The sequence below is a fragment of the Hydrogenophaga sp. PAMC20947 genome, from assembly GCF_004795855.1.
Classification (GTDB): Bacteria; Pseudomonadota; Gammaproteobacteria; order Burkholderiales; family Burkholderiaceae_C; genus Hydrogenophaga.
The window spans coordinates 1,488,460-1,506,739 of record NZ_CP039252.1; the positions used below are offsets into that span (position 1 = coordinate 1,488,460).

14 protein-coding genes and 1 pseudogene are annotated in these 18,280 nt (G+C 60.3%); 5 read left to right on the forward strand and 10 right to left on the reverse strand.

Going from position 1 to position 18,280, the window contains the following annotated elements:
• Positions 1 to 95 precede the first annotated feature (95 nt).
• From E5678_RS06605 to rsxB, 3 genes are all read left to right on the forward strand, one after another.
• The gene (locus tag E5678_RS06605; RefSeq protein WP_136177783.1) at positions 96 to 1,304 is read left to right on the forward strand and encodes an amino acid aminotransferase; all 1,209 of its coding nucleotides are present in this window, start codon (positions 96 to 98) and stop codon (positions 1,302 to 1,304) included.
• A 270-nt stretch (positions 1,305 to 1,574) separates the two neighbouring features.
• Positions 1,575 to 3,374: a polyhydroxyalkanoate depolymerase gene (gene phaZ, locus E5678_RS06610; RefSeq protein WP_136177784.1), complete on the forward strand. Its 1,800-nt coding sequence runs from the start codon at positions 1,575 to 1,577 to the stop codon at positions 3,372 to 3,374.
• A 70-nt stretch (positions 3,375 to 3,444) separates the two neighbouring features.
• Positions 3,445 to 4,122: an electron transport complex subunit RsxB gene (rsxB, locus tag E5678_RS06615; protein WP_247596937.1), complete on the forward strand. Its 678-nt coding sequence runs from the start codon at positions 3,445 to 3,447 to the stop codon at positions 4,120 to 4,122.
• A gap of 18 nt (positions 4,123 to 4,140) precedes the next feature.
• Here the strand turns inward: rsxB and E5678_RS22910 are convergent, their stop codons facing one another.
• Together E5678_RS22910 and E5678_RS06625 are read right to left on the reverse strand one after the other, a co-directional pair.
• Positions 4,141 to 6,546, reverse strand: a complete 2,406-nt coding sequence (locus E5678_RS22910) for a methyl-accepting chemotaxis protein (RefSeq protein ID WP_348770374.1) — start codon at positions 6,544 to 6,546, stop codon at positions 4,141 to 4,143.
• Between the two features lie 101 nt (positions 6,547 to 6,647).
• Positions 6,648 to 6,992 carry a hypothetical protein gene (locus E5678_RS06625; RefSeq protein ID WP_136177786.1) on the reverse strand — a complete coding sequence of 115 codons (345 nt, stop codon included), beginning with the start codon at positions 6,990 to 6,992 and terminating at the stop codon, positions 6,648 to 6,650.
• Positions 6,993 to 7,190: 198 nt separating this feature from the next.
• Between E5678_RS06625 and E5678_RS06630 the strand changes: the two genes are divergently transcribed.
• Positions 7,191 to 7,574 carry a cupin domain-containing protein gene (locus E5678_RS06630; RefSeq protein WP_136177787.1) on the forward strand — a complete coding sequence of 128 codons (384 nt, stop codon included), beginning with the start codon at positions 7,191 to 7,193 and terminating at the stop codon, positions 7,572 to 7,574.
• An 83-nt stretch (positions 7,575 to 7,657) separates the two neighbouring features.
• Here the strand turns inward: E5678_RS06630 and E5678_RS06635 are convergent.
• From E5678_RS06635 to scpA, 8 genes and pseudogenes are all read right to left on the reverse strand, one after another.
• Positions 7,658 to 7,873 (reverse strand): annotated as a pseudogene (locus E5678_RS06635) (VOC family protein); the annotation flags it as partial.
• Between the two features lie 71 nt (positions 7,874 to 7,944).
• Positions 7,945 to 8,121 carry a hypothetical protein gene (locus E5678_RS22260; protein ID WP_168708507.1) on the reverse strand — a complete coding sequence of 59 codons (177 nt, stop codon included), beginning with the start codon at positions 8,119 to 8,121 and terminating at the stop codon, positions 7,945 to 7,947.
• A 411-nt stretch (positions 8,122 to 8,532) separates the two neighbouring features.
• Positions 8,533 to 9,030, reverse strand: a complete 498-nt coding sequence (locus E5678_RS06640; protein WP_136177788.1) for a VOC family protein — start codon at positions 9,028 to 9,030, stop codon at positions 8,533 to 8,535.
• Entirely contained in the window at positions 9,027 to 10,097 is a 1,071-nt protein-coding gene (gene bioB / locus E5678_RS06645; RefSeq protein ID WP_136177789.1) for a biotin synthase BioB, read from the reverse strand. Before bioB ends, E5678_RS06640 begins: the two co-directional genes overlap by 4 nt.
• Positions 10,094 to 12,142: an acetyl/propionyl/methylcrotonyl-CoA carboxylase subunit alpha gene (locus tag E5678_RS06650; RefSeq protein ID WP_136177790.1), complete on the reverse strand. Its 2,049-nt coding sequence runs from the start codon at positions 12,140 to 12,142 to the stop codon at positions 10,094 to 10,096. Before E5678_RS06650 ends, bioB begins: the two co-directional genes overlap by 4 nt.
• A 131-nt stretch (positions 12,143 to 12,273) precedes the next feature.
• The gene (locus tag E5678_RS06655; protein WP_136177791.1) at positions 12,274 to 13,806 is read right to left on the reverse strand and encodes an acyl-CoA carboxylase subunit beta; all 1,533 of its coding nucleotides are present in this window, start codon (positions 13,804 to 13,806) and stop codon (positions 12,274 to 12,276) included.
• 51 nt (positions 13,807 to 13,857) lie between these two features.
• Positions 13,858 to 14,883: a methylmalonyl Co-A mutase-associated GTPase MeaB gene (gene meaB, locus E5678_RS06660; RefSeq protein WP_136177792.1), complete on the reverse strand. Its 1,026-nt coding sequence runs from the start codon at positions 14,881 to 14,883 to the stop codon at positions 13,858 to 13,860.
• 55 nt (positions 14,884 to 14,938) lie between these two features.
• A complete protein-coding gene (gene scpA, locus E5678_RS06665) occupies positions 14,939 to 17,095 on the reverse strand; it encodes a methylmalonyl-CoA mutase (RefSeq protein ID WP_136177793.1) in 2,157 nt (718 codons plus the stop codon).
• A 134-nt stretch (positions 17,096 to 17,229) separates the two neighbouring features.
• Between scpA and E5678_RS06670 the strand changes: the two genes are divergently transcribed.
• Positions 17,230 to 17,865 (forward strand): GntR family transcriptional regulator, encoded by a 636-nt coding sequence (locus E5678_RS06670; RefSeq protein ID WP_136177794.1) that lies wholly within the window; start codon positions 17,230 to 17,232, stop codon positions 17,863 to 17,865.
• The last annotated feature ends 415 nt before the right edge of the window (positions 17,866 to 18,280 follow it).

The following is an 18,280-nucleotide window of genomic DNA, read 5'->3' on the forward strand; positions in this document are numbered from 1 at the left end:
GATAAAATCAAAGGGTTAACCAGACAGCGTACCGCAATCTTGCAGGGCTTGTCTGCCGACCTGCCTCTAACGCCCCTACCCTTCAGGAAACCTCCATGTCCTTGTTCACAGCCGTTGAAATGGCCCCTCGCGATCCCATCCTGGGTCTGAACGAACAATACGCCGCTGACACCCATCCGCTCAAAGTCAATCTGGGCGTGGGGGTGTACTTTGATGACAACGGCAAACTGCCTTTGCTCGAGTGCGTGCAAGTGGCTGAAAAGGCCATGATGGCCACGCCCACAGCACGCGGCTATCTGCCGATCGATGGCATTGCTGCCTACGACGCGTCCGTCAAGGGCCTGGTGTTTGGCGTGGACTCGGAAGTGGTCAAAACCGGTCGCGTGGCCACGGTGCAAGCCATTGGCGGCACCGGTGGTCTCAAGATTGGTGCAGATTTCCTCAAGAAGATCAGCCCCAATGCCACTGTGCTGATCTCTGACCCCAGCTGGGAAAACCACCGCGCGCTGTTCACCAACGCCGGGTTCAATGTTGACACCTATCCCTACTTCGACCAAAGCGCCAACAACGGCCTGGGTGGCATCAACTTCGACGGCATGCTGGCCAAGCTGAACGCTTCGACCGAGGGCACCATCGTGCTGCTGCACGCCTGCTGCCACAACCCTACCGGCTACGACATCACCGCCGACCAGTGGGACCAGGTGATTGCTGCGGTTAAAGCCCGCAATCTCACCGCTTTCCTCGACATGGCCTATCAGGGATTTGGCTACGGCATAACCGAAGACGGTGCCGTGATCGGGAAGTTTGTGGCTGCCGGCCTCAACATCTTCGTCTCGACCAGCTTCTCCAAGAGCTTCAGCCTGTATGGCGAGCGAGTGGGCGCCCTGAGCGTGGTGGGCAGCAGCAAAGACGAAGCGGCTCGCGTGCTGAGCCAGCTCAAAATCGCCATACGGACCAACTACTCCAACCCACCCACACACGGTGGCGCCATCGTGGCCGCGGTCCTGGGCAACCCGGAACTGCGCGCCCTATGGGAAAAAGAGCTGGGTGAAATGCGTGTGCGTATCAAAGCCATGCGCCAGAAACTGGTGGATGGCCTGAAAGCAGCAGGCGTGACCAAAGACATGAGCTTCATCACCCACCAGATCGGCATGTTCAGCTACTCCGGCCTGAGCAAAGACCAGATGGTGCGCTTGCGAAACGAATTTGGGGTGTACGGCACCGATACGGGTCGCATGTGCGTGGCTGCGATCAACAGCAAAAATATCGACCACGTCTGCAAATCGATTGCCCAGGTGATCTGAAGCCGCGGGGTTTTTAGGAAAGCCGCTCATGGAGCGGCTTTTTTTTCGACTGCCGCCTGCACACGCGCTTCTCGATCGATACAGGCTTCGCGCGAAAGGACTCTTGTGCAGGCGTTTTCCAAAGGGAAAAGCATCGTCTGAATGCGCTCAAGAACGCGGACTCTTTCACGAAGGCGACAACTGGCGGCCAGAAGTAGGCGTATTCACACTCACATGAAATCCCAGTTGCTGCTATATTGCACTGCAACATAACTGCACATTTCGTACACCATGCTATATCAGATTTACGAAACGCAACGCTCCATCATGGAGCCCTTCGCCGACCTGGCGGAAGTTGCCGCCAAGTTTTACAGCAACCCGGCCATGCCTGCGTCGCAATTCCCGATGGTCCAGCGCGTATCGGCTGCCTACGACCTGATGCACCGGCTCGGTAAAGACTACGAAAAACCGACGTTTGGCCTCACCGAGGTCGATGTCGACGGTGTGCAAGTCGCTATCCATGAGCGCATCGAACTCGACAAACCCTTTTGCGAACTGCGCCGTTTCAAGCGATTTTCTGACGACACCGCAACACTGGAGAAGCTCAAAGGCCAACCGGTGGTGCTGATCGTTGCGCCGCTGTCGGGCCACTACGCCACGCTGTTGCGCGACACGGTGCGCACCATGCTCAAGGACCACAAGGTGTACATCACCGACTGGAAGAACGCCCGCTTGGTGCCACTGTCGGAAGGTGAATTCCACCTGGACGACTACGTCAACTATGTGCAGGATTTCATCCGTTACCTGCAAGACAAGTACGAAAACTGCCATGTCCTGAGCGTGTGCCAGCCCACCGTCCCGGTGCTGGCGGCCGTCTCGCTGATGGCGTCGCGCGGCGAGACCACCCCGCTTTCCATGACCATGATGGGCGGCCCGATCGACGCCCGCAAGTCACCCACGGCCGTGAACGATCTGGCGGTGGAGCGCAGCCACAGCTGGTTCGTGAACAATGTGATCTACCGGGTGCCAGACAAATTCCCGGGCGCAGGCCGTCGGGTGTATCCGGGCTTCCTGCAGCACACCGGCTTTGTGGCCATGAACCCCAATCACCATGCAGACAGCCACTACGATTACTTCCAGGATTTGATCAAGGGTGACGACGAAAGTGTTGAATCGCACCGCAAGTTCTACGACGAGTACAACGCCGTGCTCGACATGGACGCCGACTATTACCTGGAAACGATTGCAACCGTTTTCCAAGAATACAAGCTGATGCATGGCACCTGGGATGTCAAGAACCCCCAGGGCAAAATGGAACGCGTCCGTCCGCAAGACATCACCCAGACAGCTTTGCTGACCGTCGAAGGCGAACTCGACGATATTTCGGGCTCGGGCCAGTCTGAAGCGGCCCACAATCTGTGCACGGCGCTGAGCAAGAACCAGCGTGGCCACTACGAGGTAGAAGGTGCCGGTCACTTTGGCATTTTCAGCGGTCGTCGCTGGCGCGAATTCGCGTACCCCGTGTTGCACAAGTTCATTCTGGCGAACCACAAGGCAGCCAAGGCCCCAAAGAACGCTGCCCCACAAGCCACCAACCCCGCCCTCGAGGCCCTGCCAACGCCAAAAGCCAAAGCGTCCGCAGCCAAGCCTGCACCCGGGAAAGCGGTGCTGGCCAAAGCGAAGACCCCAAAGAAGGCTGTGCCAGCTCCGGCGGCTGCGACAAGCACCACCACCAGCAAAGCGACCCCTCGACGTGCACCAGTGGCCAAGGCTTCTGCAGCTCAAGCCCCTGCCGTTGAGGCCAAGACGGCCAGTGCAGTGGTGACTGAGACGCCGGCTCCGGCCAAGGCATCCACGGCAGCGACCAAGGCTTCGGTGGCTCAAGCCCCGGCTGTTGAGGCCCAGACGGCCAGTGCAGTGGTGACTGAGACGCCAGCTCCAGCCAAGCCATCCACGGCAGCGGCCAAGGCTTTGGCAGCTCAAGCCCCTGCAGTCGAGGCCAAGACGGCCAGTGCGGTGGCGACTGAGACGCCGGCTTCGCTCAAGCCATCTACGACAGCGGCCAAACGGCGCGCCAAGCCTGCCGCCTGAACCCGGCGGCCATGATCGACCAAAATGGGGGCTTCGGCTCCCTTTTTTTGCTTTTGTGATGATGTCTGACATGAATCCACTCGCACGGCGCATCAACGCGGCCCTGCCCCAAACACAATGCACGCGCTGCGGCTACCCCGATTGCGCGGGCTATGCCCAGGCGTTGGCAGACGGAGAGGCGGGCATCAACCAATGCCCGCCGGGTGGATTCGAGGGCGTTGTGCGTCTGGCGGCGATCACGGGCCGGGCGGTGCAAGCGCTGGATCCCCTGTTTGGCATCGAAGGGCCATTGACGGTCGCGGTCATCGACGAAGACTGGTGCATCGGTTGCACGCTTTGCATCAAGGTCTGCCCCACCGACGCCATCATGGGTACCAACAAACGCATGCACACGGTGATCGAGCCCTACTGCACCGGTTGCGAACTCTGCTTACCGGTGTGTCCGGTGGACTGCATTTCATTGGACGTGGTGAGCGAAGGGCGAACAGGCTGGCAGGCCTGGTCAACCGAACAAGCCGATCTTGGCCGCGAGCGCTACGAAGCGCGCACATTGCGGCTGGTACGCGACCAGTCCGAGCACGACAACGCGTTGGAAGCCAAAGCTCGCATGAAGCTGAACGACCTGGCGTCACATTCCCAGCACACCGACCCGACCGTTCTGGACAAGAAGCGGGCGGTGATTGAAGCTGCGCTGGAACGGGCCAGGCTCAAGCGGTTGGCCGCTGAGGCACCGCCCAACGATCGCTGAGCATTTCTACCGTTCGGATCAGGCGCTCACCCGCGCAATGGCGGTCTTGTAGACACCGCAACCAATGTACAGGTCATCCACCTGGGTAACGTAAGACATTTTCCCCTGGAGCGCTCCGCTCAACGGGTTCACGATGTCGTATTCAACCCAGCCCGGTTCGGTCTGGGCTTGTTCGATGATGGATTGCAGCAGTGCCTCTCCATCGACACCCGGAATATCCTGCACCCGGCTGCCCACTTTGTCGGGCTTGCCACCAAAGGCGCGGTAGGTCCCTTGGCGATCCAGGGCAAAGACATACATATCACGGTCAAAAAATCCTTGTGCCGGGTCTGTCAGGCCCCGGACAAATGCATCTCGAGCACCCCCATTTTCCCGAAAACTCAAAGCACGCTGCACCAGCGCCATGGCTTCCTCTGCGGTCCCCTGCTGCAACATGAAAGAAGCCACTGCCTGGGCCAGGTTAGCGGCTCGCCCCTCCAGCTGATTGGCTTGACTGACGGCCCGCTCTACCATCTGGGCATTGCGCTGGGTAATGGAGTCCAGCTGCCCGACGGCCGACGAAATTTCGCTGAGGCCAGAGCTCTGTTCCGCGCTGGCCGAAGAAATCAACGACATGTTGGCCGCAACGCCACGCACGCCATTGACGATTTGCTCCATGTTGCTGCCCACAGCGCGAATCTGGGACACACTGGACGCCACCTGAGATGCCGAAGCTTCGATCAGTTGGCGGATTTCCTTGGCCGACCCTGCCGAGCGCTGCGCCAAAGTTCGCACCTCATTGGCGACGACCGCGAACCCGCGGCCCTGTTCCCCCGCGCGAGCCGCTTCCACTGCGGCGTTCAGCGCGAGGATGTTGGTCTGAAATGCCAGGCTGTCGATCACCCCAATGATTTCATTCATCTGCTGGGCACTCTTCTGGATAGCCTCAACCGACGTGACCGCTTTCCCCATGGCCTGAGCACCAGACTCGGCCACGTCGCGCACCTGCGCCGCCTGTGCATCAGAATCGCCTGCGGTGGCTGCATTCTGGTTCACGGTACTTGAGAGTTCTTGCACGCTCGCTACTGTTTGCTCCAGATTGGACGCTTGCTGTTCGGTGCGATCGGCCAGATCGCGGTTGCCCAGGGCGAGGTTTCTACCCGCATGGGCCACCAACGCCGAATTGCTGCGCACCTGCGCCACCATTTCGGAAAGGCGGCCAATCATGTCCTCCAGCAATTGCGACATCTGCCCCAGCTCGTCATGCCCTTGAACGCGCACCTTGGTGCGCAGATTGCCTTTGCAGGTTTCCCGCATGGCGGCGACCACTTCGCGAAAATCGACGACAAAGCTGAGGTAGAAGGACATCAATAGATAGATCAGGGCAGCAAGACCCAACCCGGTACCTGTCATTGCCCACGCACGTTGCGACTCCAGGGAGATCACACGGGATTCCAACAACGAAGACAAACGGTCCAGAACGTTGCGCTCGTAAAGCGTCACAGCAGCAATTGCGGTTGTGCCGGCCTCAAAAAATGCCTTTCCGTCCACACTTCCCGGCGCATCCAACGCCCGCTGAGTCAGCTGCGCAAAGGTCTGCGTGGCTTGCAAGGCAGCGTCGCCGGCGAGATCACCCTCTCCATGGCGGGCGGGGAACGTCATCGCAAAAGCCTGTGAGCGGCTCTTTGAGTCGAGATCGCTCAACATCAGGCGCAGGCGTCCCAACGCAGCTGTAGCGGCTTCGGGGGTGGCTGCTGCAGCTGTAGCGGCTTCAGGGGCGGCGGCTGCAGCTGTAGTAACTTCGGGGGCGGCAACGGGAGCGGGCTCACTGAACCAACCCGCGCCCAATCCGCGAATGCGCCCGAGCGATTCGCCCCAAGGCCCCGTGCGGGTGACCGCCATGTCCATCAGGAAGAAGCTGGCCGGCTCCGGATCAAACAACAGCTGGGATCGTTCCCCCACGGTATAGACAAAGCGCGCCGCTTCTTCCACCTTGCTGGTGTGCAAGGCAAAAGAATTCTCTGCGCCCAACTGCTCTGTGTCGGGCAGGGCCTGCAAGGCCTGACGCAAGGGCTGCCAAGCCTCCCCCAAAGAAAGATCGGGCCACTTGGCCAACACGGCATCCGTATCTACCAGCGCCTGGTTCAAACGGGCGCGGGTTTCGGTCAATGCGCTGCGAACGTCGGTGGAACCGGAGAGCAGCATATTTGTCTGCCCGCGATGCTGCTGAATCAGGGTGGTGACCTCCGCCAGTTGAGCCGTGATCCGAGCGCCGCCCAGCTCGTTGCGGGTGAAGCTGATGCCCTCGCCAAGCCGCTGCACCAAAACCAGGGACACCACCACCAGCGGAACCACCAACACCAGTGACATCAAGATCAGCTTGGTGGGCAGCATCAGGCGGCGCATCAACCACACGCCGGGCTTGAGGGGTCGAAAGGCCATCATGAAATGCGTTCTCCAGTGTGCTGTTGTCTTCCTATCGACCGTCTCCCCCAATTCTTGACCCTCCACAGCCTCTATTCAGAGAGCCATGGGCCAGAGTTTTCTCAATGCAAGGCCCGGATTCCGGCGGGTCGGGCTTCGTAGTGGGTGAACAACTGGACGGCCATGTCGCACAGACAGGGGTCGTCCATGTTTTGCGCGTGTGTGAGTTGCTGAACCGCATAGCTGCGGTCACACATCATCAAGGCACGGCTGATGCTCATACCGTGCCGGGCCATGCTCAAACTGAAGTTCTCAAGCAAATCCAAGGGCCAGGCCAATGCCAGTTCGCGCTCACGCCAGATGGGGCGACGGCGAGCCCAGCGCTCATCACCCTGGGTCACCAGGGTCAGATCGGCCACTCGCGAAGGTGCCTGTGAAAGTGCTGCTGTGGTGTTGTTGGTCGTCATAAGAGTTCCTGGCAGGCCACGCTGGATATCAGCCGTAGAAAGAGGTGGGACAAGGGCTCAAGCGTATCGGGGTGTAACAACGGCATCCCCCAAAACTGATGGGGAAACCACGGTCAAATCAAGCCTATGCAAAGCAAACGGCCTAACGATTGCCGTTGGCGCAGCCTCTGACGCCGGGCGTTTCGGCACAATTGCGCCATGAACGACCACAATCACACCCCACCACGCTTGATCAAGCTCTCGCTCCAGCCAGAGGGCGCGCCCGAGCTGGACCGCCCCAAACCAGAGCGGCTGATCCGGGGAAACCCCTTGCGGGAGACTTGGAACCGGGTGACCGATGAACTGTCGGCAGGTCAGGTGTATTTCGGTGTCTGGCGCTGCGAGCTTGGGCACTGGCGCATTGCCATGGGCCCAACCGAGCGGGAGCTGTTCACTGTTTTGGCGGGGCGCTGCCGGGTGCACGACGAACAGGGGCACTTTGAAGAGGCCACTGTCGGCGAAGCGATCTACATACCCCCGGGGTTCTCAGGGACGTTTGAGGTGTTGGAAGCGCTGACCAAGACCTACATGATTTGCGAATAGTGCCGCAGCCGTCGGCGACTGATCGAAGCTGCTGCTGAAGTGGAAACCGTCCGCAGCCAGGTTTAGACGCGAAAGATCGCCGATCAGGCAGGCTGAGCGGCCCGTCGGGCAAACGCATTCGGTGCCTGCACCAACTTGATCGGCACGCCCTCGCCCGCCATCGGGAATTCTTCGCTGACCTTGGGGTGCAGAAAAGCCATGCCTATACCTGCCTCGCCCTTGCGGCTGCCGCCCGGCGCGAAACGAACACTTGGGGCCGTGAGCTTACCCAATCGCTGTGGCAGGTCACCGATCCACAGGTTTCGCAGGCTCGGTGGTTGCATCAGATCAAGCTTGATGGCCTGGGCTTTAAATCCATCGTTGGAGAGGATCAATGCTTCTGCCTCGACAAACCTGATTGATAAGTCTCAAAACTGCGGAACAGGGTGTCGGCCATCTGCGCAAGGGTGGGGTTGCCCATGTCGCGCGCGTCGTGTAGCTGTTGCAGGGCGTACCGGCTGTCGCAGGGCATGTCGATGCGGCTGATCGACGTACCGTGGTTTGACATGTGCAGGCCGAACCTTGTCAGAAAATCCTCTGGCCAAGGCAACGCCGGGCTGCGGCCCGACTGGCCCGTGTCATCGGGTATGACCTGTGATGCTGGACGGAAGGACGATGGGAAAGTGTGATGGGCCACTCCAGACTCCGGTTGTGGTGCGCCAAGCTGATCCCCAACTGGAATCAAAGGCTCATCACCACTTTAGACAGCGATGGGCTTGAGCTGCGATCATAAAAACCGGCTGAAGGCCACCCAGAAATGGGCTCTATCTGCGGCTGAAAAGCAGCGGCGGAACAGCTTTTCCACCGAGGGTTTTCCACACTGCCTGAATCCATGGGCTTGCTCGCCCACCCATTGAACGCTGAACACCCTCCACGCCGGTCGGCTATCGCCTTGATTCCGATCCGCCCGCTTCGGCGGCTAACCGGGCTGACTCGCCAAACGCGCGAAAGCGTCCACAACCGCTGAAGGGGCTTGCACCAGTTCAATCAACACGCCCTCGCCCGCAATCGGGAATTCTTCGTTGGCCTTGGGGTGCAGAAAGGTGATGTCAAAACCTGCGGCGCCTTTGCGGATGCCCCCCGGTGCGAAGCGAACGCCCTGCGCCGTGAGCCATTCCACCGCCTGCGGCAGGTCATCGATCCACAGCCCGATATGGTTCAGCGGCGTGGTGTGGACCGCCGGCTTTTTGTCTGGGTCCAGGGGTTGCATCAGATCAACCTCCACCTTGAACGGCCCCGAGCCCATGGCGCAGATGTCTTCGTCCACGTTTTCCCGCTCACTGCGAAACGTGCCGGTCACCTCCAGCCCGAGCATTTCGACCCACAGCTTTTGCAGACGCAGTTTATCGGGGCCACCAATGGCCACCTGCTGAATGCCGAGCACCTTAAAAGGGCGTGTTTTGGCAATTGAACTCATGCGCAGGCCTCCTGGCTGGTTTGATCGTCGGTTGGGGTGATGCTGACCGTACTGGCCTTCAAACCCAGCTTGTTCAGCAAAGACATGTCGGCGTCGGCGTCCGGGTTGCCTGTGACCAGTAGCTTGTCGCCGTAGAAAATGGAATTGGCACCGGCGAGAAAACACAAGGCCTGAACCGCCTCACCCAGCTGTTGGCGGCCCGCCGAAAGCCGCACACGGGCCGTGGGCATGGTGATGCGGGCCACAGCGATCACGGGAACGAAATCCAGCGGATCGATGGGAGGCGCATCGGCGAGCGGCGTACCGGGCACGCGAACCAAGCTGTTGATGGGCACCGACTCCGGATAGGGATTCAAATTGGCCAGCTGAGCGATCAGCCCGGCACGGTCCACCGGCGACTCTCCCATGCCCACAATGCCGCCGCAACACACGCTGATGCCCGCCTGGCGCACGCTGTTGAGCGTGTCCAGCCTGTCTTGGTACGTCCGGGTGTCCACCACCTGGCCGTAGTACTCGGCGGAAGTATCGAGGTTGTGGTTGTAGTAATCAAGGCCAGCGGCCTTGAGTTGCCCGGCATGGTGAGGTTCGAGCATGCCCAGCGTGGCACAGGTCTGCAGACCCAGACCCTTGACCGCAACAATCAGCTCGGCCACCTTGAGCACATCGCGGTCTTTCGGGGCACGCCAGGCGGCGCCCATGCAAAAACGGGTGGCGCCTGCGTCTTTGGCGGCCTGTGCCGCTTGTATCACCTCGTCCACTTCCATCAGCTTTTGAGCGGTCACACCAGTGTCGTACTGCGCAGCCTGGGGGCAATAGCCACAGTTTTCAGGGCACCCCCCGGTCTTCACCGACAGCAACGTTGCCAGCTCGATATCGCCTGCAGGGAAATGCTGGCGGTGCACCAACTGGGCGCGGTGCATCAGCTCCATGAAAGGCAGATCAAGCAGCACCTGCACATCGGCAACCGACCATGGGCCGGCAGCGGTAACGGTTGACTTCAATGGCCGGTGCACGCCAACAGGCTGAATGGACTGGGAAACGGTAGCGGAAACGGCTTCAAGACTCACACAAACTCCACGATGATCTGATCCACGGTCAGGGATGCGCCTTTCTCAGCTGAGATGGATTTGACCACGCCATCGTGAGCTGCGAAGAGCACGTTCTCCATCTTCATCGCCTCAATCACGGCCACCCGTTCACCGGCTTGCACCGCTTGCCCGGGCTGCACCGCCACCTCTACCAGCAGGCCGGGCATGGGCGAGAGCACAAATTTGCTCATGTCAGGCGGCGCCTTGAATGGCATGAGCTTGTGCAGCTCGGCCATGCGCGGCGAAACCACCATGGCCTCGACCTTGGTCCCGTTGTTCTGCACCACCAAGGCCAAGGGGTTGCGGGGCGTGCCTCGCTCCACCTGGGCTGTGAAGGGTTGACCATTGCAGATGCCCGTGATGCACACGTCGTTCAGCCGCGAGGGGCTGGAAATCGCATAGCGCGTGCCGTCAACCGTGACCATGGCCACGCCGATCTGGCCCAGCTCTTCGACCACGTGTACCTCGCTGTAGCCGTGCTTGCCTGCTGCATCGAGTGTGACCACGCCAAAGTCGTGGCCCACCTTGACGCCGTAGCCAGGCAGCTGTCCCGAAATGCCCGCCGCACGCTCGCGTGACTTGCGGCGCACAAACGCCGCCAGCGCCACGAGAAAGTTGGGGTCATCGTGTGGGACGTCTTCCGCATGGAAACCATCGGCGTAGTTTTCAGCGATAAAGCCCGTGTTGAAATCACCGGAAACAAATTTCGGGTGGGCCAGCAATGCGGCCTGAAAAGGGATGTTGGAGCTGATGCCGCGAATCACAAAGCCATTGAGGGCCTCGCGCATCTTGGCAATCGCATCGTTGCGGTCCTTGCCGTGCACGATGAGCTTGGCGATCATCGAATCGTAGAACATGGGGATCTCGCCGCCATCCACCACGCCGGTGTCCACCCTCACGCCGTACAGCGCGTCGGTGTTGCCCTGGAACATGGTTTGCTCGGGTGGCGCAAAACGCACCAGGCGCCCGGTCGACGGCAGGAAGTTGCGGAAAGGATCTTCGGCGTTGATGCGGCATTCCATCGCCCAGCCATCACGCTTCACCTCGGCCTGGGTCAACGGCAGCTTTTCGCCTGCGGCCACCCGAATCATCAACTCCACCAGATCAAGCCCTGTGATGCACTCGGTCACCGGGTGCTCCACCTGCAAGCGGGTGTTCATTTCCAGAAAGTAAAAATCCTGATCCTTGCCAACCACAAACTCCACCGTGCCAGCGCTCTGGTACTGCACCGCTTTGGCCAGGGCCACGGCCTGTTCGCCCATGGCTTTGCGGGTCGCCTCGGAAATGAAGGCCGAAGGCGCTTCTTCAATCACCTTCTGGTGGCGCCGCTGAATCGAGCACTCGCGCTCATTCAGGTAAATCACGTTGCCCTGCGAATCGCCGACCACCTGAATTTCAATGTGGCGCGGCTGCTCGACAAACTTCTCGATGAAAATGCGGTCGTCGCCAAAGCTGTTGCGCGCTTCGTTCTGGCAGGCCGTGAAACCTTCCAGGGCTTCCTTGTCGTTGAACGCCACGCGCAAACCCTTGCCGCCGCCGCCGGCCGAGGCCTTGATCATCACGGGGTAGCCTATGTCTTTGGCAATTTCTACCGCGCGCTCGGCCGACTCGATGGCGTCGTTCCAGCCTGGAATGGTGTTGACCTTGGCCGCAATGGCCAATTTTTTGGAGGCGATCTTGTCGCCCATGGCGGCAATCGAATGGGCCTTGGGGCCGATAAAAGCAATGCCCTCGTCTTCGCAGCGCTTGGCAAAGGCTTCGTTTTCACTCAAAAATCCGTAGCCCGGATGAATCGCTTGCGCGCCCGTGGCTTTGGCGGCCGCGATGATCTTGTCGGCCACAAGGTAGGACTCACGCGAGGGCGCAGGCCCGAGCAACACCGACTCATCGGCCAATTGCACGTGGCGGGCCTCTTTGTCAGCTTCGGAATACACCGCCACGGTGGCGATGCCCATTTTTTTTGCGGTGGCAATCACGCGGCAAGCAATCTCGCCACGGTTTGCAATCAGGATCTTGGTGAACATGGTGATGTCCTTATCTCAAATGATGGAGCGCAATGGTGGTTCTTAAGGGCGCCGTGGAGCTGGCTTCGCCAGCCGGGCAGCGCCGCCCCTGAAGGGTTGGCGCGCGAAGCGCGGCGCAGGGGTGGGCCAGTTCACAGCGGAATATTGCCGTGCTTGCGCCAAGGGTTCTCGATCTTCTTGTCTTTCAGCATCACCAGCGAGCGGCAGATGCGCTTGCGCGTTTCGTGCGGCAGGATCACGTCGTCGACATAGCCGCGCGCACTGGCCACAAACGGGTTGGCGAAGCGGGCCTTGTATTCGGCTTCTTTGGCGGCGAGCTTTTCGGGGTTGCCCTTGTCTTCGCGGAAGATGATTTCAACGGCGCCTTTGGCGCCCATCACGGCGATCTCGGCGTTGGGCCAGGCGAAGTTCACATCGCCGCGCAAGTGCTTGGAGGCCATCACATCGTAGGCGCCGCCATAGGCCTTGCGCGTGATCACGGTGATCTTGGGCACGGTGCATTCGGCGTAGGCATAGAGGAGCTTGGCGCCGTGTTTGATGATGCCGCCGAATTCCTGCGAGGTACCGGGCATGAAGCCGGGTACGTCGACAAACGTGATCACGGGGATGTTGAAAGCATCGCAAAAACGCACGAAACGTGCGGCCTTGATGCTCGACTTGATGTCCAGGCAACCGGCCAACACCAGCGGCTGGTTGGCCACGATGCCAACCGTCTGTCCGTCCATGCGGGCAAAGCCAATCAGAATGTTTTTGGCGTATTCGGGTTGCAGCTCGAAGAAGTCGCCATCGTCCACCGTTTTGACGATGAGCTCTTTCATGTCGTACGGCTTGTTCGGGTTCTCGGGCACCAGCGTATCGAGGCTGCGCTCCATGCGGTCAATCGGATCGCCGCTGGGCCGCACGGGCGCTTTCTCGCGGTTGGAGAGTGGCAGGTAGTTGTAGAGCCGGCGCAGCATCAGCAGTGCTTCGACATCGTTTTCAAACGCCAGATCGGCCACACCGCTCTTGGTGGTGTGCGTGATGGCGCCGCCCAGCTCTTCGGCTGTCACGCTCTCGTGTGTCACGGTCTTCACCACCTCGGGGCCGGTGACAAACATGTAGCTGGAATCTTTCACCATGAAGATGAAATCGGTCATGGCAGGTGAATACACCGCGCCACCGGCCGACGGGCCCATGATCATGCTGATCTGCGGCACCACGCCGCTGGCCATCACGTTGCGCTGGAACACCTCGGCATAGCCGCCGAGCGAAGCCACGCCTTCCTGGATGCGGGCGCCACCCGAGTCGTTGAGGCCGATCACCGGCGCACCAACCTTCATGGCCTGGTCCATCACCTTGCAGATTTTCTCGGCGTGGGCTTCCGAAAGCGCCCCGCCGAAGACCGTGAAGTCCTGGCTGTAAACGAACACCAGGCGGCCGTTGATCATGCCGTAGCCGGTGACCACGCCATCGCCCGGGATCTTGTTGTCTTGCATACCAAAATCGGTACAGCGGTGCTCAACAAACATGTCCCACTCTTCGAAGGTTCCTTCGTCAAGCAAAACCTCCAACCGCTCGCGTGCGGTCAGTTTGCCTTTGGCATGCTGCGCATCAATGCGCTTTTGCCCGCCGCCCATTCGTGCCGCGGCGCGCTTCTTCTCCAGTTGTTCCAGGATGTCTTGCATGGTTATCTCCAGGTAAATCTCGGGTGTCTCAAAAAAATTGGAAAGAATTCGTCAGTCAAACAGGTCGAGCAGCGCTCGGGCAGCGGTCGAAGCCGGCAACTCGCCAGCAAGCACGCTTGCCGTGGTCGCCGTCAGCCGCTCACGGACCATGGGATGGTCGCGGAAGCGCTGTTTCAATCCGGCATCAATGCGCTCCCACATCCAGGCCTTGGCCTGTTGCTGACGGCGAGCAGGCAACCTGCCATTGGCCGTCTGCAAGCCACGGTATTGCGTTACAGAGGACCAGAACGTGTCCACGCCCTCGCCCTTCAAGGCGCTGAGCTGGATCACCTGCGGGTGCCAGAATTTGTCGTCATGGTGCACGTGATCCGGGTTGCCATGCAAACCCAGTAGGCGCAGCGAGGAGCTGATTTGAGCGCGTGCGCGGGTGGCGGCGTCGGGGTCGATGTCGGCCTTGTTGATCACCACCAGATCGGCCAGCTCCATCACACCTTTCTTGATCGCTTGCAAGTCGTCGCCCGCGTTGGGCAGCTGCATGAGCACAAACATGTCGGTCATGTTGGCGACCGCTGTTTCGCTCTGACCCACGCCCACCGTCTCAACAATCACGGTGTCGTAGCCCGCCGCTTCGCAGACCAGCGTGGCCTCACGCGTCTTCTCGGCCACGCCACCCAGCGTGCCACTGCTCGGACTGGGCCGGATGTAGGCCTGCTCCTTGACGCTCAGGTGTTCCATGCGCGTTTTGTCGCCAAGGATGGAGCCACCCGACACAGTCGACGAAGGGTCGATGGTCAACACCGCGACACGGTGGCCTTGCGCGATCAGGTAGAGACCCAGCGCTTCGATGAATGTGCTCTTGCCCACACCCGGCACACCGCTGATGCCCAGGCGAAAACTCCTGCCTGTGTGCGGCAACAAAGCGGTGAGCAGCGCATCACCCTGCGCGCGGTGGTCGGTGCGGGTGGACTCCAGCAGCGTGATCGCCTTGGCCATGGCGCGGCGCTGCGCCATCGGCGCGCCACTCACAATGCCATCCAGCAGGGCTGGGCGTGGCCCAGACTCAATCGTTTCTGTCATCACCGTCACCAACAATGCATGCTTGATTTGAGTGCCGCGCCCTTGAGGGCGTGGCTCACGCGATGGCTTTCTTTATCTGCTCCAGCACATCCTTCGCGCTGGCCGGAATCGGCGTACCCGGCCCGTAGATGCCTTTGACGCCAGCCTCGTAGAGCATCTCGTAATCCTGACGCGGAATCACACCGCCCACAAAAACAATGATGTCATCAGCGCCCTGCTTCTTGAGCTCGGCAATGATGGCCGGCACCAACGTCTTGTGGCCTGCCGCCAGCGTGGATACACCCACGGCATGCACGTCGTTTTCGATCGCCTGGCGTGCACACTCTTCAGGAGTCTGGAAGAGTGGGCCCATGTCCACATCGAAGCCCAGGTCGGCAAACGCCGTTGCCACCACCTTGGCGCCGCGGTCGTGGCCGTCTTGACCCAGCTTGCTGACCATCACACGCGGACGACGGCCTTGGACTTCGGCAAAGTCGCTGATTTCTTTCTTCAGCTGATCCCAGCCTTCGGCGGAATCGTAGGCAGCAGCGTACACACCGGTCACCTTTTGTGTATCGGCGCGGTGGCGCCCAAAGATTTTTTCCAGCGCGTCGGACACTTCACCCACCGTGGCGCGCAAACGAATCGCCTGGATTGAAAGATCAAGCAGGTTGCCTTGCCCGCTTTCGGCAGAAGCCGTGAGCGCGTCCAGCGCAGCGGCCACTTTGACGCTGTCGCGGCTGGCCTTGATGGCATTGAGGCGTTTGATCTGGCCATCCCGCACCTTGACGTTGTCCACATCCAGCGTCTCGATCGGATCTTCTTTGGCCAGCTTGTATTTGTTGACGCCCACGATCACGTCTTTGCCCGAATCGATGCGCGCCTGTTTCTCGGCAGCCGCCGCTTCGATCTTCAGCTTGGCCCAGCCGGAATCCACCGCCTTGGTCATACCGCCCATGGCATCGACCTCTTCAATGATGGCCCAGGCCTTGTCGGCCATTTCCTGCGTGAGCGACTCCATCATGTAGCTGCCAGCCCAGGGATCAACCACACTGGTGATGTGGGTCTCTTCCTGAATGATGAGCTGGGTGTTGCGCGCAATGCGCGAGCTGAACTCGGTCGGCAGCGCAATGGCTTCGTCCAGCGAATTGGTGTGCAGGCTTTGTGTGCCGCCGAAGACGGCCGCCATGGCTTCAATGGTGGTGCGCACCACGTTGTTGTAGGGGTCTTGCTCGGTCAGCGACCAACCTGAAGTCTGGCTGTGGGTGCGCAGCATCAGGCTCTTGGGCTTTTGGGCGTTGAAGCCTTTCATGATGCGTGTCCACAGCAAACGTGCTGCTCGCATTTTGGCGATTTCAAGGTAGAAGTTCATGCCCACCGCCCAGAAGAACGAGAGGCGTCCGGCGAAATCGTCTACGTCCATGCCTTTGGCGGTGGCCGTCTTCACGTACTCCTTACCATCGGCCAGCGTGAAAGCCAACTCCAGAGCCTGGTTCGCACCCGCTTCCTGCATGTGGTACCCCGAGATCGAGATCGAGTTGAACTTCGGCATGTGCGCGGCCGTGTACTCGATGATGTCGCCGATGATTTTCATCGATGGCTCGGGAGGGAAGATGTAGGTGTTGCGCACCATGAACTCTTTCAGAATGTCGTTCTGAATCGTTCCGGAAAGCTGGTCCTGGCTCACGCCCTGCTCTTCGGCGGCCACAACGTAGCCCGCCAACACCGGCAACACCGCGCCGTTCATCGTCATGGACACCGAGACCTTGTCCAGCGGGATCTGATCGAACAGTATCTTCATGTCCTCCACCGAATCGATGGCCACACCCGCTTTGCCGACATCGCCGGTTACCCGCGGGTGGTCGCTGTCGTAGCCGCGGTGGGTGGCCAGATCAAACGCGACCGACACGCCCTGACCGCCGGCAGCGAGCGCCTTGCGGTAGAACGCATTGGACTCTTCGGCCGTGGAGAAACCCGCGTACTGGCGGATCGTCCAAGGCCGGCCGGCGTACATGGTGGCCTGCGGGCCACGGATAAACGGCTCAAATCCAGGCAGCGTGTTGGTGTGGGCCAGATGGGCTGTGTCGTCGGCTGTGTACAGCGGCTTGACGCTGATCCCGTCGGGCGTGACCCAGTTCAGGGCCTCCAGATCTCCGCCAGGCGCACTTTTCTGGGCGGCTTTGACCCAATCTTCATAGGAGGCGGAGCGGAATTCGGGCTGTTTCTGGGTCATGACAGTGCGTGGGTTGGAGGCGACAAGATCGGAGCGTATTTTATATCATTCATAATTATTGATGCAAAATATTCCTCCCGGCTTACAATCTCACCCTGACTATCCAGGCGCTACGCCACTCTAAGACTTCTTTCATGTCCGTCCTCTCGCTCGCTCCACGCGCCCTGTACGAAGAAGTTGCCGAATTGCTTCGGCAGCGCATATTCAGCCGCGAGCTGGAGCCCGGCAGCTGGATCGACGAGCTCAAGATCGCCGAGGAATACGGTATCAGCCGTACCCCCTTGCGGGAAGCCTTAAAAGTCCTCGCGGCCGAAGGCCTGGTGACCATGAAGGTCCGGCGGGGGGCCTACGTGACCGAAGTGTCCGACAAAGACCTGACCGATGTCTACCACCTGCTGGCGCTGCTGGAGTCTGACGCGGCAGGCGTGGTGGCGCAACGGGCCAGCGACGTCGAGCTCACCGAACTGCAAACCATCCACGCCGAGCTGGAAGGGGCTATCGGTCAGCGCGATCTGTTTTTTGCCATCAATGAACGCTTCCACATGCGTTTGCTGGAAATCGCCGACAACCGTTGGCGCATGCAAATGGTCACCGATCTGCGCAAGGTCATGAAGCTCAACCGCCACAATTCACTCCTCAAGACCGGGCGGATTGATGACTCCCTGAGCGAGCACCGCGCCGTGATGGCAGCGCTGCTGGCCCGCGAGGGCGAACTCGCCATGCAGCGCATGCAAGAACACTTCCACAACGGCCTGGAAGCCGCGACCTGACCCCCCGCCCCACAATGGCGCGATCCCAGCGCCCGGCTCTTTTGCTGCGCTGCACCAAAACCGATCATTGACCGCACCGCTTTGGCTCCCAGGGACCCAGGCCGCCGTCCACAGCCACGTCTGTCCCCTGAGAAATTCGACATCCAGCCCTGGCACGAAGCATGCTTAGGTAATGATGTCAGGCCAACGGCGGCCCGATCGGCGGATGAGCAGCTGGCTGCTCACCAACACATTTTCATGGACAACGGCGTCCATTCCAGCCTTGCTTTCATTCGTGCGAGCCCGGCAAGGAATGGGCGCCGTTTCTGTTTTTGAAGCATCCGATTGATCCGCCCTGGCCTGACAAGACTGCCCGCCGACAAACCCTGTCCGGCGTCCACAACCGCACCCAATACCCCAGGGTGCACGCCTTGAG